Origin of the sequence: Pacificimonas pallii, from assembly GCF_019204005.1 — a bacterium.
GTDB classification, from domain to species: domain Bacteria; phylum Pseudomonadota; class Alphaproteobacteria; order Sphingomonadales; family Sphingomonadaceae; genus Pacificimonas; species Pacificimonas pallii.
Genome location: NZ_JAGSPA010000002.1, coordinates 405087 through 421163, shown reverse-complemented (window position 1 = coordinate 421163; position 16077 = coordinate 405087). Strand labels below are relative to the sequence as shown.

Here is a 16077-nt window from a genome sequence, read left to right as displayed (position 1 = left end):
GCTGGGGCTGATATGCTCACCGGCGCGGGAACTGACGGACCTGTGGTGCATTGTTAGCGTAAGACACATGAAAGGAGCCGTTAGACATGGCAAATAACATTCCAGGCGAAACCGTCGTCACAACTCCCTCCGCACCGATGGGCGCGCAGACGCATCCCGTCATCGCCGAGCATCAGGATGAGGGCACTGGCAATGATGGCCGCCGCGACCGTATCAAGGGCGAAGCGTCCCGCCTGGCCGGAGAAGTCGGTACCAAGGCGCGCGGCGCTGCCGAAGAGGGCAAGGCGAAGGCTGCCGAAACGATCGGCTCGCTCGCCAAGTCCACACGGGATGCCGCGAAGCAGTTTGAGGGAACACAGGCCGCGGCGCTGACCGGCTATGTTGAGACCGCCGCGGACAGTATCGAGAAATTCGGCAGGACTCTGGATGAGAAGAGCGTTGATGAACTCGTCGACGACGTCCGCGAAATGGTTCGCCGCTCACCGGCGATCGCCATTGGTGCGGCAGCGGCAGTTGGCTTCATGATCTCGCGCTTCATGAAGGCGACCGATCGTGCCGACGACAGGTCCGTCACGACGCAGCGTTACGACGCGTAAGGGCGGACAGATGGGGGCGCGACCCGAGGAACCTTCCCTAGGGGAGATGGTGCACGAACTTTCCGCTGCGGCGAGCGATCTTGTCCATGCGGAGATAAATCTCGCGGAAGCGAAGTTCGCGCAGCGCGTGAATACCTCCGGCCCGGCCATAATGATGCTGGGCGCGGCCGGGTCATTCGCGTTCATCGCGCTCCTGACGGTGATGTTCGCTTTTGGGGCGTGGCTGGCGACGATGCTGAGCACTGTCGCCGCGGCCTTCATTGTCGCGGCAGTATGTCTGGTGATCAGCGCATTGCTCATGAAAATGGGCAAGGAAAGGTTTGCGCGAACCTTCGGCGGCCGTCCCGTCGCGCTGGGCAAGCGGCCATGAAGGTCGATCCGCACGAAAAAATCGCCGTTAACGCTGCGGAAGCCAATCACGCCAGAGCGCGGATCGCCGAGATCATCGACCGGATGCACACACGCCTCTCTCCGGAACGCCTGATCGACGATGCCGCCACCGCCGCCAAAGCGCATGCGGCACGCAATGTGGAGGCGGCGCGAAGTACCTTGCAGCGCCATCCTGTCGCTGTCGGTTTCTTCGGCGCAGTGATTGGCCTGATCGCAGCCCGGCGACTGGCAAACGATAAATAGACTGGAGCTTGAAATGACCAACAAATCAAACATGGAAACAAATGGATCCGAAGGCCGTATCGATCGTGCGAAAGGAACCATTCTCAGCGCCGCCGAAACCGTCAAGGGCAAAGCTGGCGATGCGCGCGATTACACGGCCGATCAGGCGAAGGCCGCCAAGGACTATAGCGCGGAGAAATACGCTGCCGCGCGTGATTATTCCGCCGATCGCTACTCGAAGGCCCGCGAATATTCCAAGGCGCGCTACGACGCCGCTCGTGAATATGGCGCTGAAAGCTGGCAGAAGACGCAGAAAAACGCCGCTGTCGCCCGTGAGCGTACCGCGAAGGAAATAGAGGCCAGCCCACTTGTGGCCGCGGGTATCGGCCTGATTGCCGGTGCGGCTCTCGGGTTCCTTCTGCCGCGTACACGTCAGGAGAACCGCACGATTGGCGGCCTTCGTGACGGGCTGTTCGATCAGGCCAGTGCGGCTGCGCGCGCCGCCAAGGATGCAGGTCTGGAGCGCGCCGATGAGCTTGGCGTCAAGGATCAGGCAAAGGCGCATTTGACAGATCTGAAGGATCAGGCCGTCGATGCCGCGAAAACGGCTGCGAGTGCCGCCAAGTCAGAGGCATCCCTCTAGCCCCTTCACACGAAGATGCGGTTCAGGGCCGGTCGTGCGTCATGCATGATCGGCCCTGCTGTATTTTTAGCGCCTACAAGCCCGCTTTTCTGCAACATCGCTAGAGGGGCAAGCGCGTCCCAAAGGTCGGCGGCGCTGGCGAGAAGAAGACATACGGGCACCACGGACCGGGAGGATCATGAGCCTGTTTCACCCTTATCGCTGGCAGTGCGGCGCGACCATGGGTGCGCGCCGTCCTCCGCGGCGGCGCTTCTTATCGCTCCTGCCTTCAGATCAATGGAAACGGCACCCAGTCGTTCCAGTTCGGCCCGCCCAAGACGCAGCCAGCGCGGCCGGCACCAGTCTGGCAGCCGCCGCGCGCTGACCACGATGTCATTTCGTCGGCACGCGGTCTCGAATTCCGCCCGTCCAATCAGGTTGCGGCTTCGCGTCGCCAGGATATTCCAGTCGCGACCGCCCCTCGCCAGCCGGACCTGACACGCGTCCCGTGAGCAATCGGTATCTGCCCGCTCCTCCATGCGCTCATGAGTGCGCACGCCCGCCGCGCCGCCCCACATGTCCTGCAAATAGTCGCCGACGCGCGGTCGCAGCATCGCGATCCTGCTGCCGTCGATAATTGCCAGATGCGTGCCATCCGGACTGACCAGCAGGTCAGGACGCGGCGTCAGCAATGCCGACACGATACCGATACCAGCAGGCAAGACACCAAACCATCGTCTGCGTCCCTGCCACAATGCCGTCCATAGTCCACCCGCGACGATCAGCACCATCGCCAGTCCCGTCATCGCCGGCAGCATCGCGACCGCCCCCGGCAGCGCCGATGTCGCCTCGGCCAGGTCGATAAGCCTGTCGAGCGTCCAGCCAAGCGCGCGATCCGGCCCTGCGCTCAGCCCGAACGGACCCGTCAGAACCGACATCATCAGCAGCGGGATAATCACAAAACTTGTCAGCGGGATCGCGATCAGATTGGCACCCGCACCGTAAAGACCCATCTGGTTGAAATGGAACAGCGCGATGGGCCCGATGGCGATCTCGGCGACTATTCCGGTCAACACCAGCGCCAGCGCGCCGCGTGCCATTTTCGCGGGCCAGCGACGGTCCGCGTCCGGCGCGCTCCAGCGCCGTCCCCATGGCGACTGGTACAAGGCGACAATGCCCGTCACGGCGGCGAAGCTGAGCTGGAAACTCGGGCTGAGCACATAATCCGGTCGCCAGATCAGGATGGCCGTCGCCCCGGCGGCCACCAGCCTCAAGCTGATCGCTTCCCGGCCGATCGACAAGCCTACGAGCACAATCAGCACCGCGATACAGGCGCGAACCGTCGGCACGCTCGCGCCCGCAATCAACGTATAAGCAACGCCCATCAACGCCGCGACCAGTGCGGCCGCCAATCGCGCATCGTAGCGCAGCGCAAACCAGGGCCACAGCGTCAGCGCGCGTCGTACCAGCCACAGCGTTCCGCCAACCACAACGCCAATATGCAGTCCCGAGATCGCGATCAGGTGCGCCAGCCCGCTGTCACGCATCGCCTCGCTGACCTCCGGCTGAATGCCGCCCCTGTCGCCTGTGACAAGAGCCGCCGCGACGCCCCCTGCCCTGCCCCCGACGCCGTCCTGCAGACGCTGCGTCATATTGGCGCGCAGTTCCGCAAGCCGCGCCGACAGTCCGCCGGGCGGCGGCGCGGGCGTCACGACCTCAATGCCGCCAAGCGCATATCCCGTCGCGCCGATGCCCTCAAACCAGGCGCGGCGCGCGAAATGATAACCGCCAGGAACGCTCGGACCGGGCGGCGGCGATACGGTCGCCTTCATAGCGACCCGCGCGCCTGGCCCGATCCCGTCGGGTGCATCGCCCCGCAGCGACATCCGTATTCTCATCCCCGCCGGAAAGTCATCATCCGGCGCGATCAGCAGCCGCGTTCGTTCCCGCGCCGGCAGGCGCTCGACCGCGATCACGTCGCCAATCAGCTGCACGCCAAAGCGGCTGTCATCCAGTACCGGCGCGGAAACACGCCCCGCGTGGAACCACACCAGCGCGACCCCCAGCGCGAACAATATGCCCGCGGCCATCACGGAAAGACGTATCAGGCCATCCGCAAGCAGCCCCGCCATCGCAAAGGCGAGGGCCAGGCATATCGCTGCCGTCCACCCGCCTGGTCCCGCGATTGCGAACCAGGAAAGAATGCCCGCGCCCAGAAAGACGGGAATAAACAGCGGTAATTGGTGGCGCTCCTCCGCCAGCCAGCTTTCAAGCCCGGATATGCGCCAGCCTGCAAGGGTTTGAATGCGGCGGGCTGCGCTGCTAGACGACATTTCTGCACTGGCCCCCTCAACCCGTCGGTGCGTCACAATAGCTTCAGGGGATATGATGGAAAGAGGCAACGCCTCCCGCGAGATCGTGACGCGCTTTGCGCCTTCACCGACCGGGTATCTGCACATTGGCGGGGCGCGGACTGCGCTCTTCAACTATCTGTTCGCAAAAGCGAATGGTGGCAGGTTCACGCTGCGTATCGAAGATACGGACAAGGCCCGCTCAACCGATGACGCCATTGCCGCGATTCTATCGGGGATGCGCTGGCTGGGCCTCGATTGGGACGGTGAGGAAATCTATCAGTCCGCCCGCGCCGATCGCCATGCCGAGGTCGCGGACGCCCTTCTGAAGAAGGGCGCCGCCTATCGCTGCTACGCGACACCTGAAGAGCTCACCGAAATGCGTGAGGTCGCAAAGGCTGAAAAACGCCCGATCCGCTATGATGGCCGCTGGCGTGATCGCGATGCGTCGGAAGCCCCGGACGGCGCACCCTATACTGTGCGGATCAAGGCACCCAGGGACGGCGAAACCACGATCGATGACGCCGTGCAAGGCACGGTCGTCGTTCCCAATTCGGAACTCGACGATTTCATTCTGCTGCGGTCGGATGGCACTCCGACCTATATGCTCGCGGTCGTCGTGGACGATCATGATATGGGCGTCACGCATCTAATCCGCGGCGACGATCATCTCAATAACGCGTTTCGCCAGAAGGTGATTATCGACGCGATGGGCTGGGCATTGCCGACATGGGCACATGTCCCGCTGATCCATGGATCTGACGGCGCGAAGCTGTCAAAGCGCCATGGCGCGCTTGGGGTGGAAGCCTATCGCGACATGGGCATTCTGCCCGAAGCGCTGGAAAATTACCTGCTGCGGCTGGGCTGGGGGCACGGCGACGAAGACATTGTCGACCGCCAGCGCGCGATTGAAATATTCGAACTCGGCGATATTGGCCGCAATGCCGCCCGTTTCGACACCAAGAAGCTGGAAAACCTGAACGCGCATTATTTGCGCGAAGCCGATGATGCGCGGCTTACAGGGATCGTCGAACCTATCATTTGCGCTGCGCTGGGCCGCGAACTCACCGAAACCGACCGCGAATTGCTGCTACGCACAATACCCGAACTGAAGCCAAGGTCCAAAAATATCAATGAATTGGCCGATGGCGCGCTGTTTCTGTTTCGCACCCGCCCCTTAAATCTCGACGAGAAGGCCGCAGGAGTGCTAGAGAAGGACGCAGGCGTCTTGCTTGGGAAGGCCCGTCAGGCTCTTTCCGAAGCGGACGAATGGAAAACGGAACCTCTTGGCGACCGGCTGCGGACGCTGGCTGAAGCGGAGGCTGTCGGTCTCGGCAAGGTGGCGCAGCCACTGCGGGCGGCGCTGACCGGGCGGACACAATCGCCGGGCGTGTTTGAGGTTCTGGAACTACTTGGCCGCGAGGAAAGTCTCGCACGGATTGACGATCGGCTGTCCTGAACGGCCGCACGAACTGAACGGAGTAAGTATGAGCGAGAAGACCGCAACGCTGGACCTTGGTGAAACCAAGGTGGAATTTCCGGTTCATAAAGGCACCATCGGTCCCGACGTCGTCGACATCCGCAAGCTGTACGGCCAGTCTGGCCGCTTCACCTACGATCCCGGCTTCACATCGACTGCCTCATGCGAATCGAAGCTCACCTATATTGACGGTGAAGAGGGCATTCTGCTGCATCGCGGCTATTCCATTGAGGATCTGGCCGAGGATTCCTCGTTCATGGAGGTGGCTTATCTGCTCCTGAACGGCGAACTGCCGACGCCGGACGATTATGACGACTTCACCCGGACGATCACGCTCCATACGATGGTGCATGAGCAGCTGCGCGAGCTTTATCGCGGTTTCCGCCGCGACGCGCACCCGATGGCCATCATGTGCGGCGTCGTCGGCTCCATGTCGGCCTTTTATCACGACTCCACCGATATAAAGGATCCCGAGCAGCGCACGATCGCCTCGCATCGCCTGATTGCAAAGATGCCGACAATCGCCGCGATGGCATTCAAATATGCCGTTGGCCAGCCGACGCTGTATCCCGATAATTCGCTCAGCTACACAGGTAATTTCCTGAAAATGACGTTCGGCGTTCCGGCCGAGCCTTACGAAGTGAATCCGGTCGTCGAGCGCGCGCTGGATCGCATTTTCATCCTGCACGCCGATCACGAACAGAACGCGTCGACCTCGACGGTCCGTCTGGCGGGTTCTTCGGGCGCGAATCCGTTCGCCTGCATCGCTGCGGGCATCGCCTGCCTGTGGGGTCCCGCCCATGGCGGCGCCAACGAAGCCGCGCTCAACATGCTGAAGGAGATCGGCCATCCGTCCGCGATTCCCGGCTATATCGAGCGTGCGAAGGACAAGAACGATCCGTTCCGCCTGATGGGCTTTGGCCACCGTGTGTACAAGAACCACGATCCGCGTGCGACGGTCATGCGCAAGACGGTGCGCGAGGTGCTGGGCTCGCTGGGCGTCGACGATCCCGTCTTCGACGTGGCGCTGGAACTTGAGGAAATGGCGCTTAACGATGATTATTTCATCGAGAAGAAGCTGTTCCCGAACGTCGACTTCTATTCCGGTATCATCCTGAGCGCGATCGGATTTCCGACGTCGATGTTCACCGCGCTGTTCGCGCTGGCACGCACTGTCGGCTGGGTCGCGCAGTGGAATGAGATGATCGAGGATCCCGATCAGCGTATCGGCCGGCCCCGGCAGCTCTATACAGGCCCGGTGCAGCGCGAATATCTGCCGCTGGAAAAGCGCTGACACGGACATCACACAGGGCACTCGCCGCACTCGCTTCGAGTGCCCTTTTGATGTCGGCATTGTCGGCCTGTGCCGTCAGCCGCACGGCCCGCGACCGCTCCACGGGCGAGATCGCTCGCGATGCGGCGATGCAGCCGCTTACCGATGTGGGCATCATGCGTCCGCGTATCGACGCCGCGCTGATGCGCATTCTGGAGGAACCCTATCGCCTGCCCGAAACCGTCAGCTGTGCGCGCCTCTCATCGGAGATTGGCCAGCTAGAGCAGGTCCTTGGCCCGGATTACGATCTGGTCCCGCAGGAAAATAGCGATGCCAAGAAACGCCGCGATGCCGCACTTGGGCTTGCCGGCCGTGTCGGGGCGGGACTGTTGATCCCATTTCGCGGCGTGGTTCGCGAGATCTCCGGCAGCGCGAAAAAAGAGCGGGAATACCGCGCGGCCGTCATCGCGGGCGTCGCGCGCCGATCCTATCTGAAAGGTCATGCTGTTCACAAGGGGTGCACATTGCCCGTATACGAAGCCCCGCCAGACGATAGCGGTGATTAGCGACGCAAGGCGAGCGGCCTTTCCGCCGCGCCGCATCAGCAAAACCGATCATCCCGAAAGACAGTTCAGCCAGCTATTAGTAAACGCGCTTCTTCGGCTTGATATAATCAATGTCCTGAGAGAGCGTATAGCTGTGCACCGGGCGCGTCTCGAGCTCGGTCCTGCCGTCGCGGAACCAGCCCAGCGAGTGGGCCATCCAGTCGGCATCGTTCCGGTCAGGGAAATCCTCGTGCATGTGCGCGCCGCGGCTTTCCGTACGGTTCGCCGCCATGTCCATCGTCATCACCGCCTGCCCGATCATATTGTCGAGCTCCAGCGTTTCGATGAGATCGGTGTTCCAGACAAGCGTACGATCGGTGATCGAAAGGTCCGCCATACGCTGATACACCGCGTTGATTTTCGCCTTGCCCTCATCCAGCACTTCCGATGTCCGGAACACGGCGCAGTTCGACTGCATGGTTTTCTGCATCGCCAGGCGCACTTCCGCAGTGGGTGAGCCGCCCTTCGCGTGACGGAAACCGTCGAGGCGTGTCAGTGCCTTTTCATCGGCACTCGCGTTGATATCGCCGTGCTTCGTTCCGGGCTTCGTGATTTCCTGAATACGATGCGCGGCCCCGCGGCCGAAGACAACCAGATCGATCAGGCTGTTCGAGCCGAGCCGGTTGGCGCCGTGCACGGAAACGCAGCCCGCTTCACCCACGGCGAACAGGCCGGGAACCACCGAATCAGGGTCGCCATCTTTTTTGGTGACGACTTCACCGTGATAATTCGTCGGAATCCCGCCCATATTGTAGTGCACGGTCGGGGTCACCGGGATCGGACCCTTGGTGACATCCACACCGGCGAAGATCTTCGCCGTCTCCGAAATACCCGGCAGGCGCTCCGCCAGAGTCTCCGGATCGATATGGTCGAGGTGCAGGTTGATATGGTCACCCTCGGAACCGACACCGCGGCCTTCGCGCATTTCCATCGCCATGGAGCGGGACACCACATCGCGGCTCGCGAGATCCTTTGCGGACGGCGCATAGCGTTCCATGAAGCGCTCGCCTTCGGAATTGGTCAGATAGCCGCCCTCGCCGCGCGCACCCTCCGTGATCAGCACACCGGCACCGTAAACGCCGGTCGGGTGGAACTGCACGAACTCCATATCCTGCATGGGAAGGCCGGCGCGCAGCACCATGCCGCCGCCATCGCCCGTGCAGGTATGCGCGGACGTCGCGCTGAAATAGGCGCGGCCATAACCGCCGGTGGCCAGCACGGTGTTGTGCGCCCGAAACCGATGGATCAAGCCTGTTTCCATATCCATCGCAATCACGCCGCGGCAAGTGCCATCTTCGTCCATAATCAGGTCGAGCGCGAAATATTCGATAAAGAAATCAGTGTCATATCGTAGCGATTGCTGGTAGAGCGCGTGCAGCATGGCGTGGCCGGTACGGTCGGCGGCGGCACAGGTACGCTGCGCCGCGGGGCCTTCGCCCATATTCTGCGTCATGCCGCCAAAGGCGCGCTGATAGATCTTGCCCTCTTCGGTGCGGCTGAACGGAACACCGTAATGTTCCAGCTCATAGACCGCGGCGGGCGCTTCACGACAAAGATACTCGATGGCATCCTGATCGCCGAGCCAGTCGGAGCCCTTGACCGTATCGTACATGTGCCAGGTCCAGTGATCCGGCCCCATATTGCCCAGCGAAGCCGCAATGCCGCCCTGCGCCGCAACGGTATGCGAACGCGTCGGAAACACCTTCGTGATGCAGGCGGTCTTCAGCCCGGTTTCCGCGATCCCCATGGCGGCGCGCAGGCCCGAACCACCGGCGCCGACAACGACGGCGTCATAGGTGTGGTCCGTGATTGGGTAGGCTTCGTTCAGCTTGGCAGTCATTTTGTGTCCCTACGCCCCAAAGGCGATGGTGAAGAGAGAGAAGAGCGAAAGCGCCGCACCGGTAATGGCGAAGGCGGAAATGAACAGCAGCAGCGCAATGCGCGCACCACCGTCGACATAATCCTCCACCACGACCTGAAGGCCGAGGCGCAAATGATAGAAAACGCTAAGGATCAACAGCGCCATGGGTACGGCGACCAGCGGCTGCGACAGCCATTCGCTCATCGTGAAATAGTCGAGTGTCGGCAGGCTGACCAGCGACGCGACGAACCACGTCAGCAGCAGCAGATTCGAGACCGCCGTCAGGCGTTGCACCCACCAGTGGTGCGCGCCGCCTTTTGCAGATCCAAGACCGCGCACGCGGCCAAGAGCAGTTCCTCTTTCAACAGCCATGTCTTCAGCTTTCCTTAACGCAGCAGGATGAAGGCCCAGAGCAGGCCCGTCAGAAGGAGGGAGGCGACCCAGGTCAGTGTCGCCGTCGTCTTGGAAATCTCAAGTCCGTAGCCCGCACCGGTGTCCATGGCGAGGTGACGGATACCCGACGCGGCATGTTGGAACATCGCCCAGGTCAGGCCGATCCCGACGATCAGCCCTACAGGCCCCGTCGCGACCGACAGAAAGGTCTGATAGGCTTCCGGCCCGCTTGCCGCCGCGACCAGCCACCATGTAAACAAAACGCCGCCCACGATCGCCAGCCCATCGCCGGTGATCCGGTGAACGATCGACGTCACCGTATGGATGCGCCAGCGCCAGATCGAAAGATGCGGGGAAAGCGGTCTCCCGCCTCCGCCTACCTGCGGCCGTGTCGCCATGTTCAAACGTCCCTTACAACTACTGCTATCATCAATGATTATATGTGCTCGTGGCCGTCTTTACGCCAAGACCGCGCGACCGCAACCGACAAAGCGACGCGGAAGCACCACATGCCGCCCTCAGACGCGCGGCCCGCAGCCTGGAAATCCGCCTCCGGTCAGACGGTCCCGGACCAGACGCCTAGCCGCCGCATTGCAGCAGCACGGTGCGCCGCAGACCGGCATATCGGTGCACCAGCGCGGCGCGGTATTCTTCATTCGCCATCATGCCAAGAAAGTTCGCTTTGTCCGGGTAGCGGACGATCAGCATCGCGTCCCAGTCGGTCTCCGCCGCGCCTTCCCTGCCGATAAAGACCTGCTGGACCGGCCCTTCATAAAGAACCTCGGCCTTCGACGTCTCTCCGACGGTCACCGTAAAGGCGTGCTGATAACGCGCATAGGCCTCCCTGCCCGACAGGTCGCGGTCACCCGTAAAATCTTCTGGATAATCCGCCCGGTCCCGGAATTTCAGCATGTTGACCATCACCACGGGTCCGGAAACGTCACTGTCCCGCAATGCCCGGACCTGATCCGCCGTCGGATCGATGCTCCTGTCGATCGTCTTCATCACTCTGTCTCCTGCAAACGCGCCAGCGTCGAAAATCCGGGATTGTCCACGGCAAGCCGCGCCGCCACGAACGTGGACATCCGCGCGACCAGTCCGTCATCGAAGGGATCGACATCGCCGCTGCGGATCAGGCGGCAATATTCGCGCCGTGCCGCCTCGCCCGTCGCACCGGTCCGCGCCGCATACCAGTCGCCTTCCGCGGCGAGCGAGACCGCCCGCGCCTCCCTGGCGATGATCGCCAGCACATTGCGGGCCACCTTCCCGTGAAAGGCTTGCCGCCCCGACAGGCCGGGCGCGATCTCGTCCAGATACATCGACACCGACTCCGCAAGGTCGGCGATGGAAACCGGCCCTGCCATGTCAGACACTCCCATGTTTCATGATATGGATCAGATCCGCTTCCGTTTCCGAAACGCGCCGACCGATCGCCGCCCGCTCGACGCTTTGCGCCGTTCCGTTCAAATGCGCGGCCGCCATCTGCATGCACATGACACCCCAGCGCAGCGATCCCAGCATTTCAAACGCAAGCGCGGTCCGCAGGTCGACCGGCCGCCCGCCCGCGGCTTCATAGGCGGTGTAAAAGGCCTCGCGCTGCCCAAAGCCGCCGACCGGCTTTTGCCAGTTCCCGAAACGCCACGTGTTCGTCGACAGCCATCCAATGTCCAAAAGCGGATCGCCAATATGTGCCAGCTCCCAGTCCAGCACCGACCTCAGACCGTCCTTGCCGACGATGAAATTTCCCGAACGGAAATCGCCGTGCACCAGAACCGGCGCCTTACATGGCGGCAGGCGATCCTTCAGGCGTGCGAACGCCATCTCGAAAACCGGTACGCCGCCGCCGAGACTGTCGTACACATCGCGCAGATGGCCGAGCTGTGCCGGTCCGTCGAGGACAGGCAGGCCCAGCCCTTCGAATTCAAGGCGCGCGATACCATGTAGCTGCGCGAGCGCCTGTGCCGTGTCCGTCGTCAGCCGTTCCCGCGCCGCCGCGAATTCGGGCTTGCGCAAATAGCGCGGGGCCAGTGTTTCCCCGCTCACGAATTCCATGACGAAACCGTCGCCCAGCCCATCCTCAGGTTCCAGGACCGCGACGATCGCCGGCACGCGCATGCCCGCATTCGCTGCGCGTTGCTGCAGTGCCGCCTGCACCGCGCGTGACATCGTCCGCGATGGATCGCCAGTTTCATCGCCGGAGGAAACCTGCAGCACCAGCGGCCATGGCCCGCCATCACGCTCCGTCTCAACAAGATAACTCATGGACGCCGCCCCGCCGGACAGGGCCGTCATGGACGTCACCGTCACCTCTGCGGCGGCCGCCTTTGACAGCACTGACGAAAGCCGCGGGTTTCGCTTGTCAGATTTCATATCGCTCATGGTTGTCGCGACCCTAGCCAAAAGCGTCCGCTTTCACACCCGTCAGCATGGGGAGTATCGGCAGAATGGCCCGGCGCGGGATAAGATATCCTTGGTTAGCCGCGCCTTTCACCATGCACATCCAGGGGAAAGAGAGCAGTTCGGCTGGCGTGCAGCTTTCCGCCGCCCTAGGCTTTCGCCAGCTTGGCTTCCCGTGCGGCCTTCAGCCGTGCGAAATCATCACCCGCATGATAGCTTGACCGCGTCAGCGGCGATGATGCGGCCAGCAGGAACCCCTTGGCGCGCGCAATGTCGCCATAGGATTTGAACTGATCCGGCGTCACGAAATCGACGACTTTCGCATGGCGCGGTGTCGGCTGCAGATACTGGCCAAGCGTCAGAAAATCGACATCGGCGGAGCGCATGTCGTCCATCACCTGATGCACCTCCAGCCTCTCCTCCGACAGGCCCATCATCATGCCCGACTTCGTGAAAATCGTGGGATCGAGCTGTTTCACCCGTTCGAGCAGGCGCAGCGAATGGAAATAGCGCGCGCCCGGCCGGATCGTCGGATATAGCCGCGGCACCGTCTCCAGATTGTGGTTATAGACGTCGGGACGCGCGTCGACGATCATCCGCACCGCCTCATCCGCCTTGTTGCGAAAATCGGGCGTCAGGATTTCGATTGTCGTATTGGGCGCGTTCTTCCTCAGTGCCTCGATCACGCGCACGAACTGGCGCGCGCCGCCATCGGCCAGATCGTCCCGGTCGACAGACGTGATTACGATATGCTGCAGGCCAAGCTCGCCCGCCGCCACGGCGACATGCTCGGGCTCAAGCGGGTCGACCGGTTGCGGCATGCCCGTCTTCACATTGCAAAAGGCGCAGGCGCGCGTGCAGGTGTCGCCCAGGATCATCACCGTCGCATGTTTCTGGGTCCAGCATTCGCCGATATTCGGACATGCCGCTTCCTCGCACACGGTGTTCAGGTTCAGCCGCCGCATCAGCTTGCGCGTCTCGGCAAAACCAACGGAGGTCGGGGCTTTCACGCGTAGCCAGTCAGGCTTGCGGGTACGGATCTGGTCGGGTGCTGTTGCCATGCTGCCGATGTAGCGTTCCATGGCGGAGAATCAATCGGTTCGCGACAAGTCACCGCAAGGCAGGAAAAGTGTCGGTATCCTTCACACATATCGAATAGCGCGTCCGATCAAACCTTTTGATCGAAGGGCTTAGCTTTCTGGTGCGAAATTTGCCCGCGAACGGGTACCATCAAAAGGGACCGAAACATGAAGAAGCTGTGCACCGCCACCGTTGCATGTCTTGCCGCCGCTCTTCCGGCACACGCTGCGCTCGTTGACGTTGATCTGAGCGCCGCCGCGACGGGGATGCTGAGTCGGCTTTTTTGACCCTGGCGTGTCGGCGGCTTCAAATTCGCTCCTGCCGCAGCCCGGTAATAACGCGCCGCTCGCCATGCTCCTGGACGATGATGCCGATGCACTGACACTGACGATGGGCTCGTCATCTTCGGGCACGATCACCATTGATTTCTATTCGGATCTCGGTGTCCTTCAAAGTTCCGTTACCCAGGCGCTCGTCCCGTCGGGTTATGAGGTCTACACGTATAGCGGGCTCGGCACGTTCCGCGGCGTCGCGTTTCGTGACAACACCGATGCGTCGGGTCTGCGCTTCATGAACTTCTCGTATAACAGCGTAGACGCAGGCCCTGTACCCGCACCGGGCGCGCTCGGTCTTCTGGGTCTTGGCCTTCTGGTAATGGCGGGCCGCGCTCGCCGCGCATAAGTTCACCGCTCGAATGACATGAAAAATGGCAGCTTCTGCGAATGCGGGGGCGGCCGTTTTTCCATACAAGGTCGGCTGCCACGACGGTTCACGTAATGGTCCGCAGGCAGAGCCCGAAACTGTCAGAGATTGCCTCTTCTGACGCTCCATAGTAGCGCGGGATTCATGGACGCTGCAATTTCGACTCTCCTCTCGCCGGTCATCCTGTTTTTCATTCTCGGCGGGCTGGCCGGGTTCGCGCGGTCCGACCTCGCCATCCCGGAGAGCATTGCGAAGGGCATGTCGCTGTACCTGATGGCGGCGATTGGCCTCAAAGGCGGCGTGCAGGTCGCCGAAGCGGGCTTCAGCCTCGGCATCGTCGCCGCGCTCGCCGCCGGTCTCGCGCTGGGCTTCATCCTGCCGCTTATCGCATATCCCGCGCTGCGCTGGTTCGGCAGGCTGGACGGCGTCAATGCCGGTGCCGTCGCAGCGCATTACGGCTCCGTCAGTGTCGTCACCTTCGTAACGGGCGTCGAAGTCCTGACCGTGGGTGACCTTGCGCCCGCCGGATATATGGTTGCCGTCCTGGCGCTCATGGAAACGCCAGCGATCCTCGTGGGTCTGTTTCTGGCGAACCGCAGCGGCGCGGCCATCGGCAATGGAGAGGGCAAGGGCGGCGCGCTGTGGCGCGAAGTCCTGCTGAATGGCTCCGTCGTGCTGCTGGTCGGCAGCTTCCTTATCGGCATCATCGCGGGCAAGGACGGGTTCACGCCCATCGCGCCGATGTTCGAAACCGCGTTTCGCGGCGTCCTCTGCCTGTTCCTGCTCGACATGGGTCTGGTCGCGGCGCGCCGTTTGACACAGTCCCGCGCGCTCACCGTCCGCCTGTCGGTACTCGCCATTGCGCTGCCTATTCTCAATGGCACCATCGGCGCGCTTGTCGGCATATTGATCGGCCTTGATGTCGGCAGCGCGTCCGCACTTGCCATCCTGGCCGCCAGCGCGTCTTATATCGCGGTTCCTGCGGCCATGCGCATGGCGCTGCCCCGCGCCGATGCGGGTCTGTATCTGGCGCTTTCGCTTGGCATCACCTTCCCGTTCAACATCACCGTGGGGATACCGCTCTACACGGCGCTCGCCTCCTGGTTCGCCGGAGTTATCGCATGACCACCACCGTTCGCCGCCGCCGTATCGAGGTGCTCGTGGACAAGCCCCTGATGAGCACTGTCGAAAAGCACGCTGAGCTGGCGGGGATCGAACATTACACCATCTTCGCCGCGCATTCCGGGCGCGGGCATACGGGCCGCTGGTCCGATGACCAGCTAACGGGCGCGCTTGCAAAGCGCATGTTCCTGGCCGTAAGCAACGAAGAGACGTCCGACCGGTTCATAGAAGCGTTGACACCGTTTCTCGACAGCCATGGTCTCGTTCTATTCGTATCCAACGTCGAAGTTGTGCGCGGGGAGCGCTACTAGTGCCGGAATTCAAAGCGCTGCTGGACGGGTATCGGCGGTTTCGCGCCGGCCCTTATCAGGATCAGCGGCGGCGCTACGACGCCCTCGCCGCCCACGGCCAGAAGCCTGGCCTGATGATCATCGGCTGCTGCGACAGCCGCGTCGATCCCGCACAGATCTTCGATGTCGAGCCCGGTGAGATCTTTGTTCTGCGCAACGTCGCCAATCTGGTCCCGCCCTTCGATGATGGCGGCGGGTTGCACGGCGTGTCCGCAGCGCTGGAATTCGCGGTCACGCAGCTGGAGGTGCATTATATCGTCATCATGGGTCACGCGCAGTGCGGCGGCGTGAAGGCGTCGCTGTCGGGCGATTTCAATGACGCGGCCGTCGGCGAAGGCTTTTTCATCGGCGAATGGATGCGCATGCTTTCTGAAGAGCGCGACCGGGTGACCGCCTTGAAAAGGACCAACCCGGATATTGACGCCCAGCGCGCGCTGGAACTCGCCGCCGTCCGCGTCAGCCTGAAGAACCTGCGCAGTTTCCCCAGTGTCAGGGAACGCGAAGCCGCCGGAACCCTCCGCCTGGAGGGCACCTATTTCGGCATCGCGGAGGGCATTCTCTATCGGCTCGACGACGAGGACAATGAGTTCAAACCGCTCGATCCCAACGAAGTCGGCATCTAGCGCGGCTGCC

General features: G+C 62.4%; 19 protein-coding genes. 11 read left to right on the top strand and 8 right to left on the bottom strand.

Annotation, left to right across the window (positions count from 1 at the left end; all coding sequences use genetic code 11):
• The first annotated feature begins 86 nt into the window (after positions 1-86).
• The 4 genes from KCG44_RS07160 to KCG44_RS07145 are packed head-to-tail and all read left to right on the top strand — an operon-like array spanning position 87 to position 1851.
• Positions 87-596, top strand: coding sequence for a hypothetical protein (locus KCG44_RS07160; protein ID WP_218445217.1), 510 nt, complete (start codon positions 87-89; stop codon positions 594-596).
• 46 nt (positions 597-642) lie between these two features.
• A complete protein-coding gene (locus KCG44_RS07155) occupies positions 643-966 on the top strand; it encodes a phage holin family protein (protein ID WP_218445216.1) in 324 nt (107 codons plus the stop codon).
• A complete protein-coding gene (locus tag KCG44_RS07150) occupies positions 963-1229 on the top strand; it encodes a DUF3618 domain-containing protein (protein ID WP_218445215.1) in 267 nt (88 codons plus the stop codon). The genes KCG44_RS07155 and KCG44_RS07150 overlap by 4 nt, the downstream gene beginning before the upstream one ends.
• A gap of 13 nt (positions 1230-1242) precedes the next feature.
• The gene (locus tag KCG44_RS07145) at positions 1243-1851 is read left to right on the top strand and encodes a hypothetical protein (RefSeq protein WP_218445214.1); all 609 of its coding nucleotides are present in this window, start codon (positions 1243-1245) and stop codon (positions 1849-1851) included.
• A gap of 176 nt (positions 1852-2027) precedes the next feature.
• On the opposite strand, the gene KCG44_RS07140 is transcribed toward KCG44_RS07145, so the two are convergent.
• Complete coding sequence (locus KCG44_RS07140) at positions 2028-4163, bottom strand: ComEC/Rec2 family competence protein (RefSeq protein WP_218445212.1); 2136 nt, start codon at positions 4161-4163, stop codon at positions 2028-2030.
• Positions 4164-4218: 55 nt separating this feature from the next.
• Here KCG44_RS07140 and gltX point away from each other — a divergent pair, with 55 nt between their 5' ends.
• From gltX to KCG44_RS07125, 3 genes are read left to right on the top strand one after another with little or no spacing between them, the layout of a single operon-like run.
• A complete protein-coding gene (gene gltX, locus KCG44_RS07135) occupies positions 4219-5640 on the top strand; it encodes a glutamate--tRNA ligase (protein WP_218445653.1) in 1422 nt (473 codons plus the stop codon).
• Between the two features lie 28 nt (positions 5641-5668).
• Positions 5669-6955: a citrate synthase gene (locus KCG44_RS07130; protein ID WP_218445211.1), complete on the top strand. Its 1287-nt coding sequence runs from the start codon at positions 5669-5671 to the stop codon at positions 6953-6955.
• A 50-nt stretch (positions 6956-7005) separates the two neighbouring features.
• Positions 7006-7500 (top strand): hypothetical protein, encoded by a 495-nt coding sequence (locus KCG44_RS07125; protein ID WP_218445210.1) that lies wholly within the window; start codon positions 7006-7008, stop codon positions 7498-7500.
• Positions 7501-7576: 76 nt separating this feature from the next.
• Here the strand turns inward: KCG44_RS07125 and sdhA are convergent, their stop codons facing one another.
• The 7 genes from sdhA to lipA all read right to left on the bottom strand — a co-directional run bounded on the left by sdhA (position 7577) and on the right by lipA (position 13272).
• Positions 7577-9379 carry a succinate dehydrogenase flavoprotein subunit gene (sdhA, locus tag KCG44_RS07120; protein WP_439651429.1) on the bottom strand — a complete coding sequence of 601 codons (1803 nt, stop codon included), beginning with the start codon at positions 9377-9379 and terminating at the stop codon, positions 7577-7579.
• A 9-nt stretch (positions 9380-9388) separates the two neighbouring features.
• On the bottom strand, positions 9389-9772 hold the full coding sequence (gene sdhD, locus KCG44_RS07115) for a succinate dehydrogenase, hydrophobic membrane anchor protein (RefSeq protein WP_218445209.1): 384 nt from the start codon (positions 9770-9772) through the stop codon (positions 9389-9391).
• Between the two features lie 14 nt (positions 9773-9786).
• Entirely contained in the window at positions 9787-10191 is a 405-nt protein-coding gene (gene sdhC / locus KCG44_RS07110; protein WP_218445208.1) for a succinate dehydrogenase, cytochrome b556 subunit, read from the bottom strand.
• A gap of 181 nt (positions 10192-10372) precedes the next feature.
• Positions 10373-10798 (bottom strand): DUF1330 domain-containing protein, encoded by a 426-nt coding sequence (locus tag KCG44_RS07105; RefSeq protein WP_218445206.1) that lies wholly within the window; start codon positions 10796-10798, stop codon positions 10373-10375.
• Positions 10798-11157, bottom strand: coding sequence for a DUF6285 domain-containing protein (locus KCG44_RS07100; protein WP_218445205.1), 360 nt, complete (start codon positions 11155-11157; stop codon positions 10798-10800). The genes KCG44_RS07105 and KCG44_RS07100 overlap by 1 nt, the downstream gene beginning before the upstream one ends.
• Before the next feature lies 1 nt (position 11158).
• Complete coding sequence (locus KCG44_RS07095) at positions 11159-12172, bottom strand: phosphotransferase family protein (protein WP_218445204.1); 1014 nt, start codon at positions 12170-12172, stop codon at positions 11159-11161.
• 167 nt (positions 12173-12339) lie between these two features.
• On the bottom strand, positions 12340-13272 hold the full coding sequence (gene lipA, locus KCG44_RS07090) for a lipoyl synthase (protein WP_255536388.1): 933 nt from the start codon (positions 13270-13272) through the stop codon (positions 12340-12342).
• A gap of 292 nt (positions 13273-13564) precedes the next feature.
• Between lipA and KCG44_RS14550 the strand changes: the two genes are divergently transcribed.
• The 4 genes from KCG44_RS14550 (at position 13565) to KCG44_RS07070 (ending at position 16067) form a co-directional block, all read left to right on the top strand.
• Positions 13565-13951: a PEP-CTERM sorting domain-containing protein gene (locus KCG44_RS14550; protein ID WP_218445203.1), complete on the top strand. Its 387-nt coding sequence runs from the start codon at positions 13565-13567 to the stop codon at positions 13949-13951.
• A gap of 165 nt (positions 13952-14116) precedes the next feature.
• A complete protein-coding gene (locus KCG44_RS07080; protein ID WP_218445201.1) occupies positions 14117-15097 on the top strand; it encodes a sodium-dependent bicarbonate transport family permease in 981 nt (326 codons plus the stop codon).
• A complete protein-coding gene (locus KCG44_RS07075) occupies positions 15094-15405 on the top strand; it encodes a P-II family nitrogen regulator (RefSeq protein WP_218445200.1) in 312 nt (103 codons plus the stop codon). Before KCG44_RS07080 ends, KCG44_RS07075 begins: the two co-directional genes overlap by 4 nt.
• Positions 15405-16067 (top strand): carbonic anhydrase, encoded by a 663-nt coding sequence (locus KCG44_RS07070; protein WP_218445199.1) that lies wholly within the window; start codon positions 15405-15407, stop codon positions 16065-16067. Before KCG44_RS07075 ends, KCG44_RS07070 begins: the two co-directional genes overlap by 1 nt.
• The last annotated feature ends 10 nt before the right edge of the window (positions 16068-16077 follow it).